Source organism: Rhizobium herbae (genome assembly GCF_019511375.1).
Lineage (GTDB): Bacteria > Pseudomonadota > Alphaproteobacteria > Rhizobiales > Rhizobiaceae > Pararhizobium > Pararhizobium herbae_A.
Genome location: NZ_JAEUAO010000005.1, coordinates 172503 through 188656 on the forward strand (window position 1 = coordinate 172503; position 16154 = coordinate 188656).

A 16154-nucleotide genomic window follows, 5' to 3' on the forward strand; every position below is an offset into this window, starting at 1 on the left:
ACCGCGATGCGAATGTCCTGTTGCTTTTCATTGCACCGCAACCAACTGCCCAAGAGGGATAAGACAGTGTCATTGTTCCAGGTCTATGCAAGAGCGCTTCAGTATCTTGCCGTCCACAAACTTCGCGTCTCCGCCATTGTTCTCGCCAACATCGTGCTGGCGGTGATTACGATTGCAGAGCCCATTTTGTTCGGCCGCATCATCGACGCGATCTCATCCAAACAGGCCGTGACACCGATGCTCCTGATGTGGGCCGGTCTCGGCGTCTTCAACACGATCGCTTTCGTTCTGGTCGCCCGCGAAGCCGACCGGCTGGCGCATACGCGCCGCTCGACGCTGATCACGGAAGCCTTCGGCCGCATCATCGCGATGCCGCTTTCGTGGCATAGCCAGCGCGGCACCTCCAACGCCCTGCACACGCTGCTGCGCGCCTGCGAGACGCTGTTCGGCCTCTGGCTCGAATTCATGCGCCAGCACCTGGCGACCGCGGTGGCGCTGACGCTGCTCGTCCCGACAGCCTTTGCCATGGACGTCCGGCTGTCGCTGGTCCTCGTCGTGCTCGGCGTTCTCTACGTGGTGATCGGCAAGATCGTGATGACGCGCACAAAGGAAGGCCAGGCCTCTGTCGAGGACCACTATCATACCGTCTTTTCGCATGTCTCCGACTCGATCAGCAACGTCTCGGTCGTACACAGCTACAACCGCATCGAGGCAGAGACCCGCGAACTGAAGAACTTTACCCAGAAGCTGATCTCGGCCCAGCTGCCGGTCCTCGACTGGTGGGCGCTGGCCAGCGCACTGAACCGCATGGCCTCGACGATCTCCATGATGGCCATCCTCGTCATCGGTACCTTCCTCGTCCAGAAGGGCGAACTGGGTATTGGCGACGTCATTGCCTTCATCGGTTTTGCCGGCCTTCTGATCGGGCGTCTCGACCAGATGAAGGCCTTCGTGACCCAGATTTTCGAAGCCCGCGCCAAGCTTGAGGACTTCTTCAACCTTGAGGATTCAGTCCGCGACCGGGAAGAGCCCGCCGACGCCGGGGAGCTGAACCATGTCCGCGGCGAAGTCGAATTCCGCGACGTGTCGTTCAACTTCGCCAACTCGAACGAAGGCCTGCGCAACGTCTCCTTCACAGCCAAGGCCGGCCAGACGATCGCCATCGTCGGCCCGACCGGCGCCGGCAAGACGACGCTGGTCAACCTATTGCAGCGCGTGCACGAACCGGCCAGCGGCAAGGTCCTGATCGACGGCGTCGACATCTCGACGGTGACCCGCAAGTCGCTGCGCCGCTCGATCGCCACCGTCTTCCAGGATGCAGGCCTGCTCAACCGGTCGATCTGCGAGAACATCCGCCTTGGCCGCGAGGACGCATCGCTGGTCGAAGTCGCGCAGGCAGCTCAGGCCGCAGCGGCGGCCGACTTCATCGAAGGTCGTCAGGGTGGCTACGACACCAAGGTGGGCGAACGCGGCAACCGGCTCTCCGGAGGCGAACGCCAGCGCATCGCCATCGCCCGCGCAATCCTGAAGAATGCGCCGATCCTTGTGCTCGACGAGGCGACCAGCGCGCTCGACGTCGAAACGGAAAACCGCGTCAAGACGGCGATCGACAACCTGCGCAAGGACCGCACGACCTTCATCATCGCCCACCGCCTTTCGACGGTGCGCGAGGCCGACCTGGTGATCTTCATGGATCACGGCCGCATCGTGGAGATGGGCGGCTTCAACGAACTCAGCCACAGCAACGGCCGCTTTGCATCGCTGTTGCGCGCAAGCGGCATCCTTACCGACGAGGACGTCCGCAAGAGCCACGCTGCGGCCTGACCCTGCACGCAGCATGCGCGTCCACATCTCCCCTCATGGCGCCGCCATGGGGGGATTTTTTATGCGGGGTTGCCCCGCGACAGGTCGCCCGTTGGATGAAGCCAGGCTTTCACTCAGCCAGCCGACGAAAGCCGAGGCGGCTTTCGCAAGGCTGTCGAAGCGGGGTGCCTCGGCAGCCAGCAGGCGCCCCAGAGGTTCGCCTTGACGGCAGACCCTGCCTCAGGCCCTGACCGCCTCGGGCTGCGACAATCCGCCAACCCAATCGAGATAACGCGCATAGGCGAAATGGAGCCCTATGCCGACGATGACGAACAGCGAGCCCCAGAGCGGGTCACGCCCCGTGACGAACAGAAGCACCTGCCCCGCCATGGCAAGGATCGTGCCGAGGATGAACACCGGCAACGAATGGCGGCCGATCATCACCAGCGGATGATCGAGGCGCAGCCGCGCCATCCGGCCGAAAACGGCAAAGACTGCCAGCAGATAGCCTAGCGCCAGAACATGCAGCAGGCGCGTCAGAGACAGGAAGGTCTTGTCGAAACCCGTCAGGACGGCTGGCAGGCCATAGGAGAAATCGATGTTCCACCAGGAGAACACGACCCAGAAGAACGACAGCGTCACATAGCTGGCGGACAGCACCACGAGCAGCGGGTGGCGCGGCAGGCGCTTGCCGGCACGCGCGCGCATCATGCAGATCATGCCGATGACGAACAGGAACTGCCAGGACCATGGATTGAGAAACCAATAGCCTTCATCGAGGAAATTGATCGGGACGATCGTGAAGATGCCGGCGGCAAGCCAGAGCGCGGCGGACGCGACGAACAACAGCAGGGGGCTGCGGCCGTAGAGCCAGAGCATGCCCGGCAAAAGCAGGAAGACGACTGCATACATCGACAGGATGTTGTTGTAGCCCAGCTGGTGACCCAGCAGGACCATCGCAACGAAGCCCTGTTCCGTGTGGTCGACCAGCGGGCGAATATTGATCTCGCTGATCAGGTCCTGCCGCCCGAAATAAAGCGCTCCGCCGGCGAAGATCGCCAGCGTGATGATGCTGGTCATGATATGCGCGACGTAGAGCGTGAACGCCCGGCGCCAGATCTTCAGGCTGAGCGCGAGGCGGCTGCCGACATTGAATTTTTGCCCATAGGCGAGCCCCGCAGAAAGCCCCGAAATGAGCACGAAGGCTTCCGCCGAATCGGAGAAGCCGAAGTTCTTCGTCGTCACATATTCGAGATATTGCCCCGGCACATGATTGACGAAGATGGTGATGAGGCAAAGCGCGCGAAACACGTCGAGGCGGGTATCACGCTTAGGAGGGATGGATCGCTTCGTTCCGGTATGTCCGTCATCGGCAGACGGTTCGAATTGCAGTTTTTGAAGCATTCAGAATGTTCTCGTCCGAGTTCAGTGCCCCTGCCCCCTTGACGCAATACGACTGCCGGCAATCAGACGAAGCCGGCTTTGCAACTTGCGAAGCAAAGCCGGCTGCACGTCCGACGTAGCGCCGGCAGCTACACCAAAACGCTTTCATGCACCTCTTTTGTGACAGTTTTATTGATGCTGACGATCGGCTCGCCGCTTTGCGCATCTTTCGTCACGGAAATTACCTGCGCCTTTCCGTCAATGGTCAGCGTCGCCGAGAAACCATCCCAGGCGTCCGGCAGGACCGGGCGAACCGTCAGCGTCCCGCCCTGTCTGCGAATGCCGAGAATGCCTTCGACTGCTGCCCGATAGAGCCAGGCCGCCGAACCGGTGTACCAGGTCCAGCCGCCGCGGCCGGTCAGAGCGCCGTCGCCATAAATATCGGCAGCCACCACATAGGGTTCGACGCGATAGTGATCAGCGCCTTGGCGATCCTTGGAATGGTTGACCGGATTGAGCATCTCGAAAGCGCGCCATGCGTCTTCGGTGCGGTTTTGCGCTGCAAGCGCCAGCACGACCCAGGTTGCAGCATGGGTATATTGCCCACCATTTTCGCGGACGCCGGGCGGATAGCCCTTGATGTAGCCCGGATCCTGCGCCGTCTCGGAAAGTGGTGGCGTGAACAGGCGGATGATCTGGTGGTCGGCATCCGCAAGCTCGGCCAGCACGGCGTCCATCGCCTGCGCTGAACGCGCGCGGTCACCTTCCCCGGACAGGACGCTCCAGGATTGCGCGATCGAATCGATGCGGCATTCCTTGCTGTTGGCAGAGCCAAGCGGCGCCCCGTCGTCGTAGTAGCCCCGGCGATAGTACCCACCGTCCCAACCGGCGGTCTCCAGTGCCTGCTTGAGACTGGCGAGATGCGTCTCCCAGGCGGCAACCCGCCTGGTATCGCAGCGCTGGCGCGCGATCTCGGTGAAGGCGCGCAGGGTGGCCGCAAGGAACCAGCCAAGCCACACACTGGTGCCGCGCCCTTCGATACCCACACGGTTCATGCCGTCATTCCAGTCGCCGCCGAGGATCAACGGCAATCCGTTTTCTCCCTTGCGGGCAATCGCCAAGTCGAGTGCCAACGCGCAGTGCTCATACAGCGTTGCACGCCGCCCGGACACCAGCGGCTGGAAGAAATTGTCGTGCTGGCCGGCTTCCAGCGGAGGCCCCTCGATGAAGGCGACCTGCTCGTCGAGAATGTCCTGGGTGCCCGTTACATTGCAGTAATACTGCACGGCATGGCCGAGCCAGACGACGTCGTCGGAGATCATCGTGCGGACGCCCGAGCCGTTGCCCGGCAGCCACCAATGCAGGACGTCGCCCTCCGGAAACTGCCGCGCCGCGGCGTTGAGGATCTGGGCCCGCGCAAGTTCCGGACGGTGAACGATGAAGGCAAGCGTGTCCTGCAGCTGGTCGCGGAAGCCGAAGGCACCGCTGGCCTGGTAGAAGGCCGAACGAGCCAGGATACGGCAGCCGAGGCTCTGATAGGGCAGCCAGGCATTGACCATGTTGTTGAACGCCTTGTCGGGCGTATCGACCTGGAGGATGCCGGTAAAATCCCGCCAGAAGCTGTTGGACGCCTCAAGGACGGTTTCGAATGGCGTGCTGCGCGCCGTTTCAAGATGTTCGAGCGCCTGATCGGCATTGTCGGCGTCGCCCACGTAGAAGGTCAGCTCGCGGCTTGCGCCCGGCTCCAGCGAAAGATCGAGAACGAGCGCTGCGCAGGGATCGCCATCCGCGTCGATCACGCCCGACAGCGAGGTACCGTCAAGCACCGCCTTTGGCGCGTAGATGCTGCCGGCGAGGCCGATGAAGTCGCGGCGGCTCGCCGTGAAGCCCGCCGGCATTTCGCTAGACGCCAGGAAAGCCGTGCGGCCGGAATAGTCGATGCTGTAGGGGTTGGTCGCGAGCAGCGCCCCACTTGCCTCGTCGCGATGCGACAGAACGAACGGTGCCGTCTTGCCGCGATTGTTGCCGAGAACCCATTCCGCATAGCCGTAGATCTTCAGGCTGCGCGCTTCGCCCGTGAGGTTCTTCAACCGCATCCGCCAGTATTTCACCGGCGCCTTGCGGTGAACGGCGTGGCTGACCTCGATCTCCAATCCGTCCTGGATGCTGTTGAACACCGAATAGCCCAGACCATGCCGGGTTTCGAAGAGCACGGACTTGCGCCGCGACAGGGCGGCGTAGGGTGAGAGCACAGCACCGCTGTCCATGTCTCTCACGAAGATCGCTTCACCCGGCCGGTTGATCACCGGATCGTTGGTCCAAGGCGTCAGCTGATAGTCGCGGGAATTGCGGCCCCAGGTGAAGGCAGCGCCTTCCGCCGCCACGTGGAAGCCGAAGCTTTCGTTGGAAATGACATTGATCCACGGCTGCGGCGTCGCTTCGCCGCCGCGCAGGCGCGTCACATATTCACGGCCGTCCCTGGAAAAGCCGCCATAGCCGTTCCAGAAGTCGAGCCCGTCGCCGTCAATTCTGGCAGGCAACGCATCGCCTTCCGCGGCCGGAGCTGCAAGCAGCGGCAGGGCGATCTTGCTCTTCTTGAGCGGCTTGGCAAACAGATTTTCCGCGCGGGAGATCTGATCGGAAATCTTGCCGTTGCGGGCATGGAAGACGGCACGCGATGCGGCCAGAAGCGCCGACCACGTCTGCGGTTCCATGATATCGCGGCGGACCGCGAAGATATGCTGGCGCGCGCTGTCGGACAGGCGCAGGCGCAGGTTCTCGCACATGGCATCGAGCGTGTGCTGCATGTCCTGCGCGTAGGAGGAGGCCCGCTCGTTGATGATGACGAGATCGGCCGTGACGCCGCGCGAGCGCAGATATTCCTGCGCCTTCAGGGCCTCACGCGCAATACCGAGGTCGATGTCATCGTTGATGCGGACGGAAAAGATCGGGAAGTCGCCCGAAATCGACAGCGGCCACAGCGACGATTGCGGTGCAAGACCGGCCTGAACCGTGGCGATGTCGGCACGCAACTGCATGTCGGGATAGGTCAGGTAGCGGCCAAGCGTCTGGAAGCTTGCCGCCTCCTGCGAGGTCACGCCGACATGGCGCATCTGCACCTGGGAACGGGTCCAGGCGTGGATCATCTCGTGATTGAAGCTGTCCGGATGGCGATAGCGATCGACCGCCTTGTCGATCTGCTCGCGCCCTGGCGCCGCGATGGTCCAGAAGATCACGCTGACCTTTTTTCCGGCCGGAACGCGCACGATACGGCGCAGCGAAACGATCGGATCGAGCGTATAGCCGTCCGTGCCGGACAGCTTGGCGTCGGTGTCGAAGGCCTGCGCCTCGGCGAGTGTCCGGCCCGTCCCGATGAACCGGCGCCTGTCCGTCTCGGCTTCCGTATGGCGGCTGCTGCCGGCATTGTCGACTATCAGGTGAGCGACCTGCATATCCGGGTCGCCGGGGCTGCGCTTGTTGCGCGTGACGCGGATGACGTCGCCCTTCGGATCGATTTCGGTGCGCAGGAACATCTTGGCAAACAGCGGATGGGCATTGTCCGTGTCGTCGGTCGTCAGCACCGGCTCGGCATAGGACGTCACCTCGATGAAGCGGTCTTCCGTGCCTCGGTTGAGAAGGATCACCCGGCGACCTTCGGCATCGTGCTCGGTGGCGACGATGCATTCGACTTCGCTGGTGAGGTCACCGACGGTCTTGATGAATTCGGCCTTGTCGTCGCCGAAGCGGATCATGGCCTTTTCGCCTTCCACCCGGCGCGGCTCGGCCGTCGCCGACCACCAGCTGCCGGTCGCCGTGTCTCGCAGGAAGATGAACGTTCCCGTGCGGTCCTCGCTCGGATCGGCATTCCAGCGGGCGACGGTCTGGCCGTTCCAGCGGGAATAGCCGCTGCCGGTCGCCGTCAGCATGACCGAATAGTGGCCATTCGACAGGAAGACGGTTTCGCGATCCTTGATCAGCGGGTTGTTGACGGTGCGGATTTCGGGGCGAAGAAGATCTTCCTGGCCCTTGCCGAGCGATTCCGGTTCCTTCTTGGTGTTGATGATCGGAATATCGCGCGGCGCCTTTTCCTGCAGCAGCAGTTCGGCAGCTTCGATGACCGGATCGGCGTGGAACCACTCGCGCAGGCGGCCGTTGAAGACGACGTTGGCCACGGCGGCGATCGACATGCCATGGTGGTGGGCATAATAGTTGCGCACCACGGCGCAGGTCTTGCCTTCCGGTACGCGGGTGGGGGTGAAATCGACGGCGTCATGGAAACCGTAGGCGCCAAGCGCACCGACCGCTCGCAGCCGCTCCAGATTGGCGAGCGCCGCCTTCGGATCGTACATGCTGGCAAGGATCGAGGCATAGGGCGCGATGACGGCGTTCTGGCCGAGGCCGCGCTTGAGGCCGAGCGTCGGCACCCCGAAATTGGTGTACTGATAAGTCAGTTCGTGGTCGCGGGCATTGAATGCCGCTTCCGAAATGCCCCACGGCGTGCCGAGACGACGGCCGTGATTCATCTGTTCCCTGACGATCAGATTGTTGGTCTGGTTGAGGATGCCGCCCTGCGGCTCCTGCATGACCAGAGGCGGCATCAGATATTCGAACATCGAGCCCGACCAGGAAACGAGCGCACCGCGCGCGCCGATCGGCACGATTGGACGGCCGAGCTTGTACCAGTGCTCGGTGGGCAAATCGCCCTTGGCAATGGCAAACAGGCTGGTCAGTCGTGCTTCCGAGGCGAGCAGGTCGTAGCAGGCTTCGTCCAGCTCGTTCGTGTTTACCCGATATCCGATCGACAGCAACCGCCGCTCCGGACGGAACAGGAAGCCGAAATCCATGGAGAAGGCAATATCCCGCGCCCTGTCGCGCACGACGATCAGCCGCTGGCGCAGCACCTCGATGGCATCGAGATCAAAGACGCCGTCGGCGATGTGGGATTCGCAGGTATTGACGAGAATACCGGCCCATTTCCTCACTTCGCCACTTTGCGCGCTGCGGACTTCATGATCGAGGTTGGCAGTCAGCTTCTGAATGTCACGCGCGAGCACCGCAAGGTTGATCACCCGGATGGAGGCGAATTCCTGCTCGCGCTTGACCACTTGCAACGCACTGTGGAACCCGGCGATCCGCTCGTCCAACAGCCGTCGCAGCGGCCGTACGGTCTTGCGGTCATCCGGCAGTTCGGCCAGCACCTCCGACAGGATCGATGCGACATCGCCGATGCCGTCGAGATTGCCCTGAACGTGCGCTGAGGGCGCTTCGGCCCATTCGCGGCACATCGAGGAGACGGCGATCAGATGTCCGGCGAGGTTGCCGCTGTCGACAGACGAAATGTACTTCGGCTCCATCGTTTCAAGCGGGTTCGTCGTATACCAGTTGAACAGATGGCCACGAAATTTCGGCATCCGGTCGATCGTGCTGACCGTTTCTTCCAGGCGCCGGACGGTCTCCTCGAATCCGATCCAGCCAAAATCGCGGGCCGACATGACGGATAGAAGGTAGACGCCGATATTCGTCGGCGAAGTCCGCTCGGCCAGAACCGGATGCGGGGTTTCCTGGAAGTTGTCCGGCGGCAGGAAGTTCTGCTCGGCCGTGACGAACGTCTCGAAATAGAGCCAGGTGCGGCGCGCGATCTTGCGCAGTTCCTCGACGGTGTCTTCCGGCACGACCAGCTGGTCCTCCGTCTCGGCCGACTGGCTGACGAACCAGGCAATGGCCGGAGACAGCGCCCAGAGGAGGGCGAACGGCAGTCCAATGAACGGGAGGCCGGTATCGGAGATGGCCGCAAGCAGCAACGAGACCACCGAGAGGCCCGGCGCGGTCCACATCGAGCGGTAGTAGTCCCAGATCGTACCGCTGGCCGAGCCCTGCACCTGCGCTGCCGTGCGCCATTCGAGCATCAGCTTGCCGCTGACGAAGGTCCGATAGAGGGAGCGCACGATGGCGTCGGCCATCATTGCGGCGCCATGGGCAATGAAGACGATGCGCAGCGCGACCTGTGCGTTGGCTGCCTGGATTTCGGACAGAACCGCATGCAGATGAGCGCGCGCGACGATATCGTTGCGGCGCGGCATGACGCCGGAGATGAGCGAAAGGGTCGGCGCGACGAACAAGCTGAAGATCAGCACGAACTGCCAGACCAGAGCCTGGGTGGGCTGCATGTAGTACCAGCCCATGACAGAGGCGACCAGCCATGCGCAGGGGATCAGCGAGCGGCGCAGGTTGTCGTACATCTTCCACCGGCCAAGCATGCTGACGCCGTTGGAAAGATCGAACATGTAAGGCAGAAGCTGCCAGTCGCCGCGCGCCCAGCGATGCTGGCGCGACATCTCGACTTCGTAGCGGATCGGGAAATCCTCGACCAGTTCGACGTCGGTCACCAGCGCGCATTTGGCGAGCGAACCCTCCAGGAGGTCGTGGCTGAGAACGGCGTTTTCCTCGATCTTGCCTTTCAGCGCCGCCTCGAAGGCGTCGACATGATAAAGACCCTTGCCGGTGAACGTGCCCTCGCCGGCGATGTCCTGATAGACGTCGGAAACGGTGAAGACATAAGGGTCGATGCCGCGATTGACCGAAAAGATGCGTTGGAAGGCCGAGGCTTCGTTGCCGGTGGTCAGCGACGGCGTGACGCGCGGCTGCAGGATGCCGTAACCGGCGGTTACCTTCTGCGTCACCGGATCGACGACCGGACGGTTGATCGGATGATAGAGCTTGCCGACGAGCTTGGTCACCGCATCGCGCATCAGGCGCGTGTCGGAATCAAGCGTCATGACGTACTGCACGTTTTCCGGCACGGTGTTGGCGCCGGGCAGGAAGCTTGTGTCGCTGTCGCCACGCAGAAGCAGGTTCAGTTCGTGCAGCTTGCCGCGCTTGCGCTCCCAGCCCATCCAGGCACCCTCAGCCTCATTGTAGAGGCGGCGGCGATGCAGGAGGTAGAAGCGGGTGCGGCCGTCATGGGCATAACGCGCGCTCAAGATGTCGATCTCGCGCTTGGCATAGTCGAGCACGTCCAGATCGGTGGCCGTTTCCTCGACCTTGCTGTCGGTCCAGTCGCTCAGCAGCGCGAAATAAATCTCGCCCTTCGGGTTGGCGAGATAGTGGACCTCGATGTTGCGCACGAGTTCGTCGACATGATCGCGCTTGGAGATCAGACAGGGGACGACGACGAGGGTGCGCGCGTCCTCCGGAATCCCGTTGAGAAACTCGTAGCCGACGAGACGCGAGGGCGTCACGCACAGCGTGACCAGCGTATTGAAGAGGCCGGCAGCACCTTCGGAAGCCGGAAGCGCGAACAGGAGCAGCATGATCAGCTTTGCCCCCGTCGGAATATCCATCGGGCTGACGAAGGCATAGACGGCAATCATCGCCAGGATCGTCAGGATGATGTTGGGGCCGGCAATCGCGAGCCAATCGAGCTTGCGGCTGACGCGGATGATGCTTTGCAGGATAGTCGGACGGTAGCCGATCCGCTGCTCCAGAAGCCGGCGCTGCTTGCCGACCAGGAACCCGCCGACATTCGGCTCATGCGGGATTTCCTCCGCCGACGCGGCCTGTTCCTTGACCATGTCCAGCGCGATCTGGGTGACTTCCAGCTCGGTGTAGCCGGAGCGGCGAGCCAGTTTTTCGATGGTGTTGCGATACTTGTTGCGCGAGCCGAAATCGAGCGACGAGTAATCCGAGCGGGCGCGCAGGGCATCGTCGAGCTTGCTGACGCTTTCGAACCAGACGGCCCAGTCGTTGTCGTCGATTTCGCGCAGGCTGCGGATGATGTTGCTCATCGTCACATTGCCCGACGACAGGCGGTTCTGCTCGGCGACGAGCGCTTCCTCGACGTTGCTGCCGCGCTTTTCCAGCTGTTCTTCGAGCCAGGTGATCACGTAGCCGGACGTCTGCGAGCCGTCACGCAGGCGATAGAGAAGCTGCGTCACGAAGGTATTGTCTTCGGTCAGCGGCTGGGCTTCCAAAAGCACCGAGTTGAACTTCTCCGGATCGCCCAGCCGGACGATCTGGTCGGCGACGTCGTTCGCCCTCTTGCGCATGCCCCGCGAACGATCGACGCGAATGGCGATGCGGCGCAGGTTCTCGATCAGCACGAAGCGGAGAATGGACGGCAGCGCCCAGAGTTCACCGATCTTGAAGGTCTCGTGGTTCTGGAAACCGGCGACCATCGCCGTGAGGCTCTCGCGCGACACCGTGCTGTGGGTGTGGGCAACATAGAGCCAGGCAAGCGCCATGGTGCGCGGGATCGTCGTGCCGGCCACGGCCAAGGTCGGGAGCTGGCGGTAGAACCTGCGCGGAAAATCGCGCCGCACTTCCTGAATCGACTCTTCGACGAGATAGTGGTTGTCGAGCAGCCATTCCGCGGCGGGGGTAATCGAGGCGCCGGCTTCGACGTCGGCGGCGGTCACCTTGTAGACGCGGAAAATCTCGTGTTCATTCTCGCGATGGCGCTGACGAAACTCGAACGGGAAGAAACCCGGAAGGCTTGCCACGCCATTGCGGGCAAGTGCGGCGCCGCATTCATGAAGCTCATCGATGGTGAAATAGGTCGACCGGATCGAATCGTTGTAATCGATCGGCTTGATTTCAGCTTCGCGCGGAGGCGTGGAATGCGTATTTTGAAGGTTCATCGGTACGGGTTCTGGATCCAGGCGGTGTTGAAGGGTCCGGCTGTGGTCGTCATGCCGGATGGGCGGCTGCCCTGTCGTTTGGCTCTGCGCCGCCACGGCCTAGAGACTCGTCTGAGTTATGCCATCAGCGTTAAGGTCTCGCGCACGCGGGAAACCATGGGCTTTGGCACAGCCCGGAAGGGCCTTGAGGGTCGTGAAGGCGGCAGTCGCTTCGCTGTCAGGGCTGCGTGATGCAAGAAATGGGCATTTTTTAGCCGTAGTGCCAATGTGTTGCAAGGAGTTGGACGCTCCCGCGGGGCGAATTCTATCATACCGCGCTAAAGAACGACCAGTGACGTGGTCCTCTTTCGCGTCAAATGAAGTGAAATCCCCCGGGGCTGTCTCTTCCACACTGTTCATCCGGCCCGGAACGCGTGCCGCGCGGAAAGGTTCCGCATTTCATTTTGCAAGTCAGCAGGGCCTGAATCCTAGCCGACCTGCGCTGTGATCCAGCCACGGAAAGCCTGGCTGATCGGATTTTCCAGCTTGCCTTCCGGCACGACCAGGTAATAGCTGTTTTCGGTCTGCATCGGCCGGTCGAACACCACGCGCAAATGGCCGCTCGCAAGTTCCTGTTCGATCAAATAGCGCGGCAGAAGCGCAAAACCGAGACCGGCCGCAGCCGCTTCGATGACCATCGAAAACTGGTCGAAGCGGTTGCCGCGATAAGCGGACTTCATCTCGCCGCCGTTGTGCTCGAACCATTGCGCCCACATCTTCGGGCGAGTGGCGAGATGCAGCAGCGGCTTGTCTTCCAATTCGCCCGGCTCCTTCATGGGATGCTGTTCACAAAGCGCAGGATTTGCCACGGGCACGATGATCTCGCTGCAGAGATAGCTGCAGGTCGCATGCGCCCAGACGGGCTGGCCATAGTGAATGGCGAGATCGAAGTTCTGCTCCTCGAAATCGAAGGGTTGGGAGCGTGAGGCAATATTGATCACCGTGCCGGGATGCCGCTTCAGGAAATCCGGCAGGCGCGGCGTCAGCCAGCGGCTGCCGAAGGTCGGCAGCGAGGCGATCGAGAGGGTCGATTCCGAGCGCGCCGAGGCCATCGCCCGCACCATCAGCTCCTCCGATTGCGTCAGCAGCCTGCGCACCTCGGGCAGGAACTTCTGGCCCGCGTCGGAGAGGATCACCCGCTGGCGGACGCGTTCGAACAAAAGCACGCCGATCTGGCCTTCGAGATCCTTGATCTGGCGGCTGACGGCGCTCTGCGTCAGGTTCAGCTCAGCCGCGGCCTGGGTGAAACTGCCGTGGCGCGCAGCGCATTCGAACGCCTGCAGCGTGGTGATGTCTGGAACCAGTCGTCTGCTCAACTTCATTCCCGCCTCGCATGATCATAGTCACAACAGTCGCAATCAATGCTCATTCGACCCGGATATGATACGAAATGAGAATGATCGACCCCATCCATTCAATACTGCGAGGCGTGCTGCCGTGAAAGAGAATAGTTTCGTATCCAGCGACGAGATCCGTGCGGCCTTTTCGGCCGCCATGTCCGCGATGTATAGGACTGAAGTGCCTGCCTACGGCACGCTGATGGAACTGGTCGGGCAGGTGAACGCCGAAACCCTCGCGGCCGACCCCGATCTGCAGGCCAGGCTCGAGGATACCGATTCGCTGGATCGCATTTCCGAAGAGCGACATGGCGCGATCCGCCTTGGTACGTCTGCCGAACTCTCGATGATGCGCCGCGTCTTTGCCGTCATGGGCATGCACCCCGTCGGCTACTACGACCTCTCGACGGCGGGCGTCCCGGTTCATTCGACGGCGTTTCGCCCGGTCGGCGACGCCAGCCTGAAGAAGAACCCGTTTCGCGTCTTTACCTCGCTGCTCAGGCTCGACCTGATCGCCGACGAGACCCTGCGCACCGAGGCCGAGCAGATCCTGTCGAAGCGGCAGATCTTCACGTCCGGCGCCGTCGCCCTGACGGAAAAGGCCGAGAGAGAAGGCGGCCTCGACAAGGCCGATGCCGAGCGTTTCGTTGCCGAAGCGCTCGAGACCTTCCGCTGGCACGACAAGGCCAATGTCAGCCCGCAGATGTACCAGCGGCTGCATGACGCCCACCGGTTGATTGCCGACGTCGTTTCCTTCAAGGGCCCGCACATCAACCACCTGACGCCTCGCACGCTCGACATCGACGCCGTCCAGGCGCGCATGCCCGATCGCGGCATTGCGCCGAAGGCGATCGTCGAAGGGCCGCCGACCCGCAAATGCGCCATCCTGCTGCGCCAGACCTCGTTCAAGGCGCTCGAAGAGCCGGTCTCCTTCCAGGCCGGCGACGGCAGCTGGCACGCGGGCTCGCACACCGCCCGTTTCGGCGAGATCGAACAGCGCGGCATCGCGCTGACGCCGAAGGGCCGCGCGCTCTACGACGAGTTGTTGAACGCCTCCCGCAAGATCGTTCGCCCTGCCGCCGACGGCTCGAATGCGGCGGAGTATGAAAAGGCGCTCGCCGAAGCCTTCGTCCCATTCCCCGATACCTGGGCCGGCATCCGCGCCGAAGGCCTCGGCTATTTCGCCTATTCGCTGACCGCCAAGGGCCGCAAGGCGAAGGTCAATGCCGAAAAAAGCCTCGACAGCCTGATCGAAGACGGCCTCGTCCAGTTCGATCCGATCGTCTACGAGGACTTCCTGCCGGTCAGCGCCGCCGGCATCTTCCAGTCCAACCTCGGCGACGATGCCGCGCAGGAATTCGTGGCAAGCCCGAACCAGCAGCGCTTCGAGCTCGATCTCGGCGCCAAGGTGCTGAACGAATTCGATCACTATGCCGGCATCGAGCAGGCATCCATCGCCGATTGCGTTCAGATGCTTTCCTGCGCCGAGGCAGCGGAGTAAACCTGAAACGATGATTGACCAAGCGCATATCGCCGCACTGACCGGTATTCTCGGCGACAAGGGTGTTGTCACCGAGCCACGGGACATGGCGGCCTATCAGACCGGCGCGCGCTATGACGAGGGCCGGGCCGCACTCGTCCTGCGGCCGCAGACGACCGAAGAGGTCTCGGCGGCGGTCAGCTATTGCGTGAAACACGGCATTCCGCTCGTTCCGCAGTCCGGCAATACCGGCCTCGTTTCCGGCTCGACGCCGGATGCGAGCGGGACTCAAGCCGTGCTCAGCCTCGACCGCATGACCCAGCGCTTCGATCTCGACCTCGACAATCGGTCGCTGCGCGCTGGCGCCGGTTTCCGGCTATCGGACGTCAACCAGAGGCTCGAAAGGCACGGCCTGTTCTTTCCGATCGACCTTAGCGCCGATCCGCGCCTTGGCGGCATGCTCGCGACCAATACCGGCGGCTCGCGCTTCCTGAAATATGGCGATGTGCGCCGCAACACGCTCGGCATCAAGGTGGTGCTGGCCGACGGCGAGGGCACTATCCTCGACCTCACCTCGGAGCTGCGCAAGAACAACACCGGCATCGACTGGAAACAGCTGTTCATCGGCACCGCCGGTTCCTTCGGCATCATCACGGAATGCGTGCTGAATCTCGAACCGTTGCCGAAGCAGGTGGCGACCGCCTACCTGGTACCGGCAAGCGGCGCCCATGTCATGCCGCTGCTGCGCGCCATGGAAGACCGCCTCGGCGCCTATCTCTCCGCGTTCGAGGGCATGTCGAAGAACGCCGTCGCAGCGGCGCTCGGTCACGTGCCGTCGCTGAAAAACCCGTTTCAGGGCGGCAACGTGCCCGATTATGTCATTCTCGCCGAACTCTCCCGGACCTGGGAGCCGCGCGCGGGCGAACAGCCGCTCGATGCGGTTCTGGAAACGGTGCTGGCGGAAATCTGGGAAAGTGAAGACGCGCCGCTCGCGGACGCCTTCGTCGGTCCGGCGCATGAAATGTGGGCGCTGCGCCATGCCCTGTCCGAGGGTGTCAAGCACGCCGGAAAACTGATCGCCTTCGATCTTTCCTTCCGCAGAGGTGATATCATGGCCTTCTGCGACCGAATGAAGGGCGAGATGCCGCAAACCTTTGCGGAGGTGACGATCTGCGATTTCGGCCATATCGGCGACGGCGGCGTACATTTCAATCTTGTCGTGCCCAAGGACAGCGCGGCAGCATCGGACAAGGACTTCGAGCGGCGGCTGCGCGACTGGGTATTTGCCATCGCCGTTCAGGATTTCAACGGCAGCTTCAGCGCCGAACATGCCATCGGCCGGAAAAACCAGGCCTGTTACGACCTCTATACACACCAGAAGATCAAGGACATGGCCCACGGCCTCAAAGTCATCACCTCGCCGGGAGACCTCGGCACGGTCAGCTTCGGATAGTCCTTAGAGACAAGAAACGGGAG

At 62.5% G+C, this 16154-nt stretch carries 6 protein-coding genes; 3 read left to right on the plus strand and 3 right to left on the minus strand.

Annotated elements, in window-relative coordinates:
• Window positions 1-66 precede the first annotated feature (66 nt).
• A complete protein-coding gene (locus JNB71_RS19885) occupies window positions 67-1824 on the plus strand; it encodes a glucan ABC transporter ATP-binding protein/ permease (RefSeq protein ID WP_220373519.1) in 1758 nt (585 codons plus the stop codon).
• Window positions 1825-2043: 219 nt separating this feature from the next.
• Here JNB71_RS19885 and JNB71_RS19890 read toward each other — a convergent pair whose 3' ends face one another.
• The 3 genes from JNB71_RS19890 to JNB71_RS19900 form a co-directional block, all read right to left on the minus strand.
• The gene (locus JNB71_RS19890) at window positions 2044-3207 is read right to left on the minus strand and encodes an OpgC family protein (RefSeq protein ID WP_220373520.1); all 1164 of its coding nucleotides are present in this window, start codon (window positions 3205-3207) and stop codon (window positions 2044-2046) included.
• Window positions 3208-3335: 128 nt separating this feature from the next.
• Window positions 3336-11822, minus strand: a complete 8487-nt coding sequence (locus JNB71_RS19895) for a GH36-type glycosyl hydrolase domain-containing protein (RefSeq protein WP_222857356.1) — start codon at window positions 11820-11822, stop codon at window positions 3336-3338.
• Between the two features lie 467 nt (window positions 11823-12289).
• Complete coding sequence (locus JNB71_RS19900; protein ID WP_112859129.1) at window positions 12290-13183, minus strand: LysR family transcriptional regulator; 894 nt, start codon at window positions 13181-13183, stop codon at window positions 12290-12292.
• Between the two features lie 115 nt (window positions 13184-13298).
• Here JNB71_RS19900 and hglS point away from each other — a divergent pair, with 115 nt between their 5' ends.
• Both hglS and JNB71_RS19910 read left to right on the plus strand, forming a co-directional pair.
• Window positions 13299-14699 (plus strand): 2-oxoadipate dioxygenase/decarboxylase HglS, encoded by a 1401-nt coding sequence (hglS, locus tag JNB71_RS19905; RefSeq protein ID WP_220373522.1) that lies wholly within the window; start codon window positions 13299-13301, stop codon window positions 14697-14699.
• 10 nt (window positions 14700-14709) lie between these two features.
• Complete coding sequence (locus JNB71_RS19910) at window positions 14710-16131, plus strand: FAD-binding oxidoreductase (RefSeq protein WP_220373523.1); 1422 nt, start codon at window positions 14710-14712, stop codon at window positions 16129-16131.
• Window positions 16132-16154 lie beyond the last annotated feature (23 nt).

Bases quoted from the DNA above. Each gene is read 5' to 3' on its own strand.
- JNB71_RS19890 (WP_220373520.1), bottom strand. From the start codon at position 3,207: ATGCTTCAAAAACTGCAATTCGAACCGTCTGCCGATGACGGACATACC.
- JNB71_RS19895 (WP_222857356.1), bottom strand. From the start codon at position 11,822: ATGAACCTTCAAAATACGCATTCCACGCCTCCGCGCGAAGCTGAAATC.
- JNB71_RS19900 (WP_112859129.1), bottom strand. From the start codon at position 13,183: ATGAAGTTGAGCAGACGACTGGTTCCAGACATCACCACGCTGCAGGCG.
- JNB71_RS19910 (WP_220373523.1), top strand. From the start codon at position 14,710: ATGATTGACCAAGCGCATATCGCCGCACTGACCGGTATTCTCGGCGAC.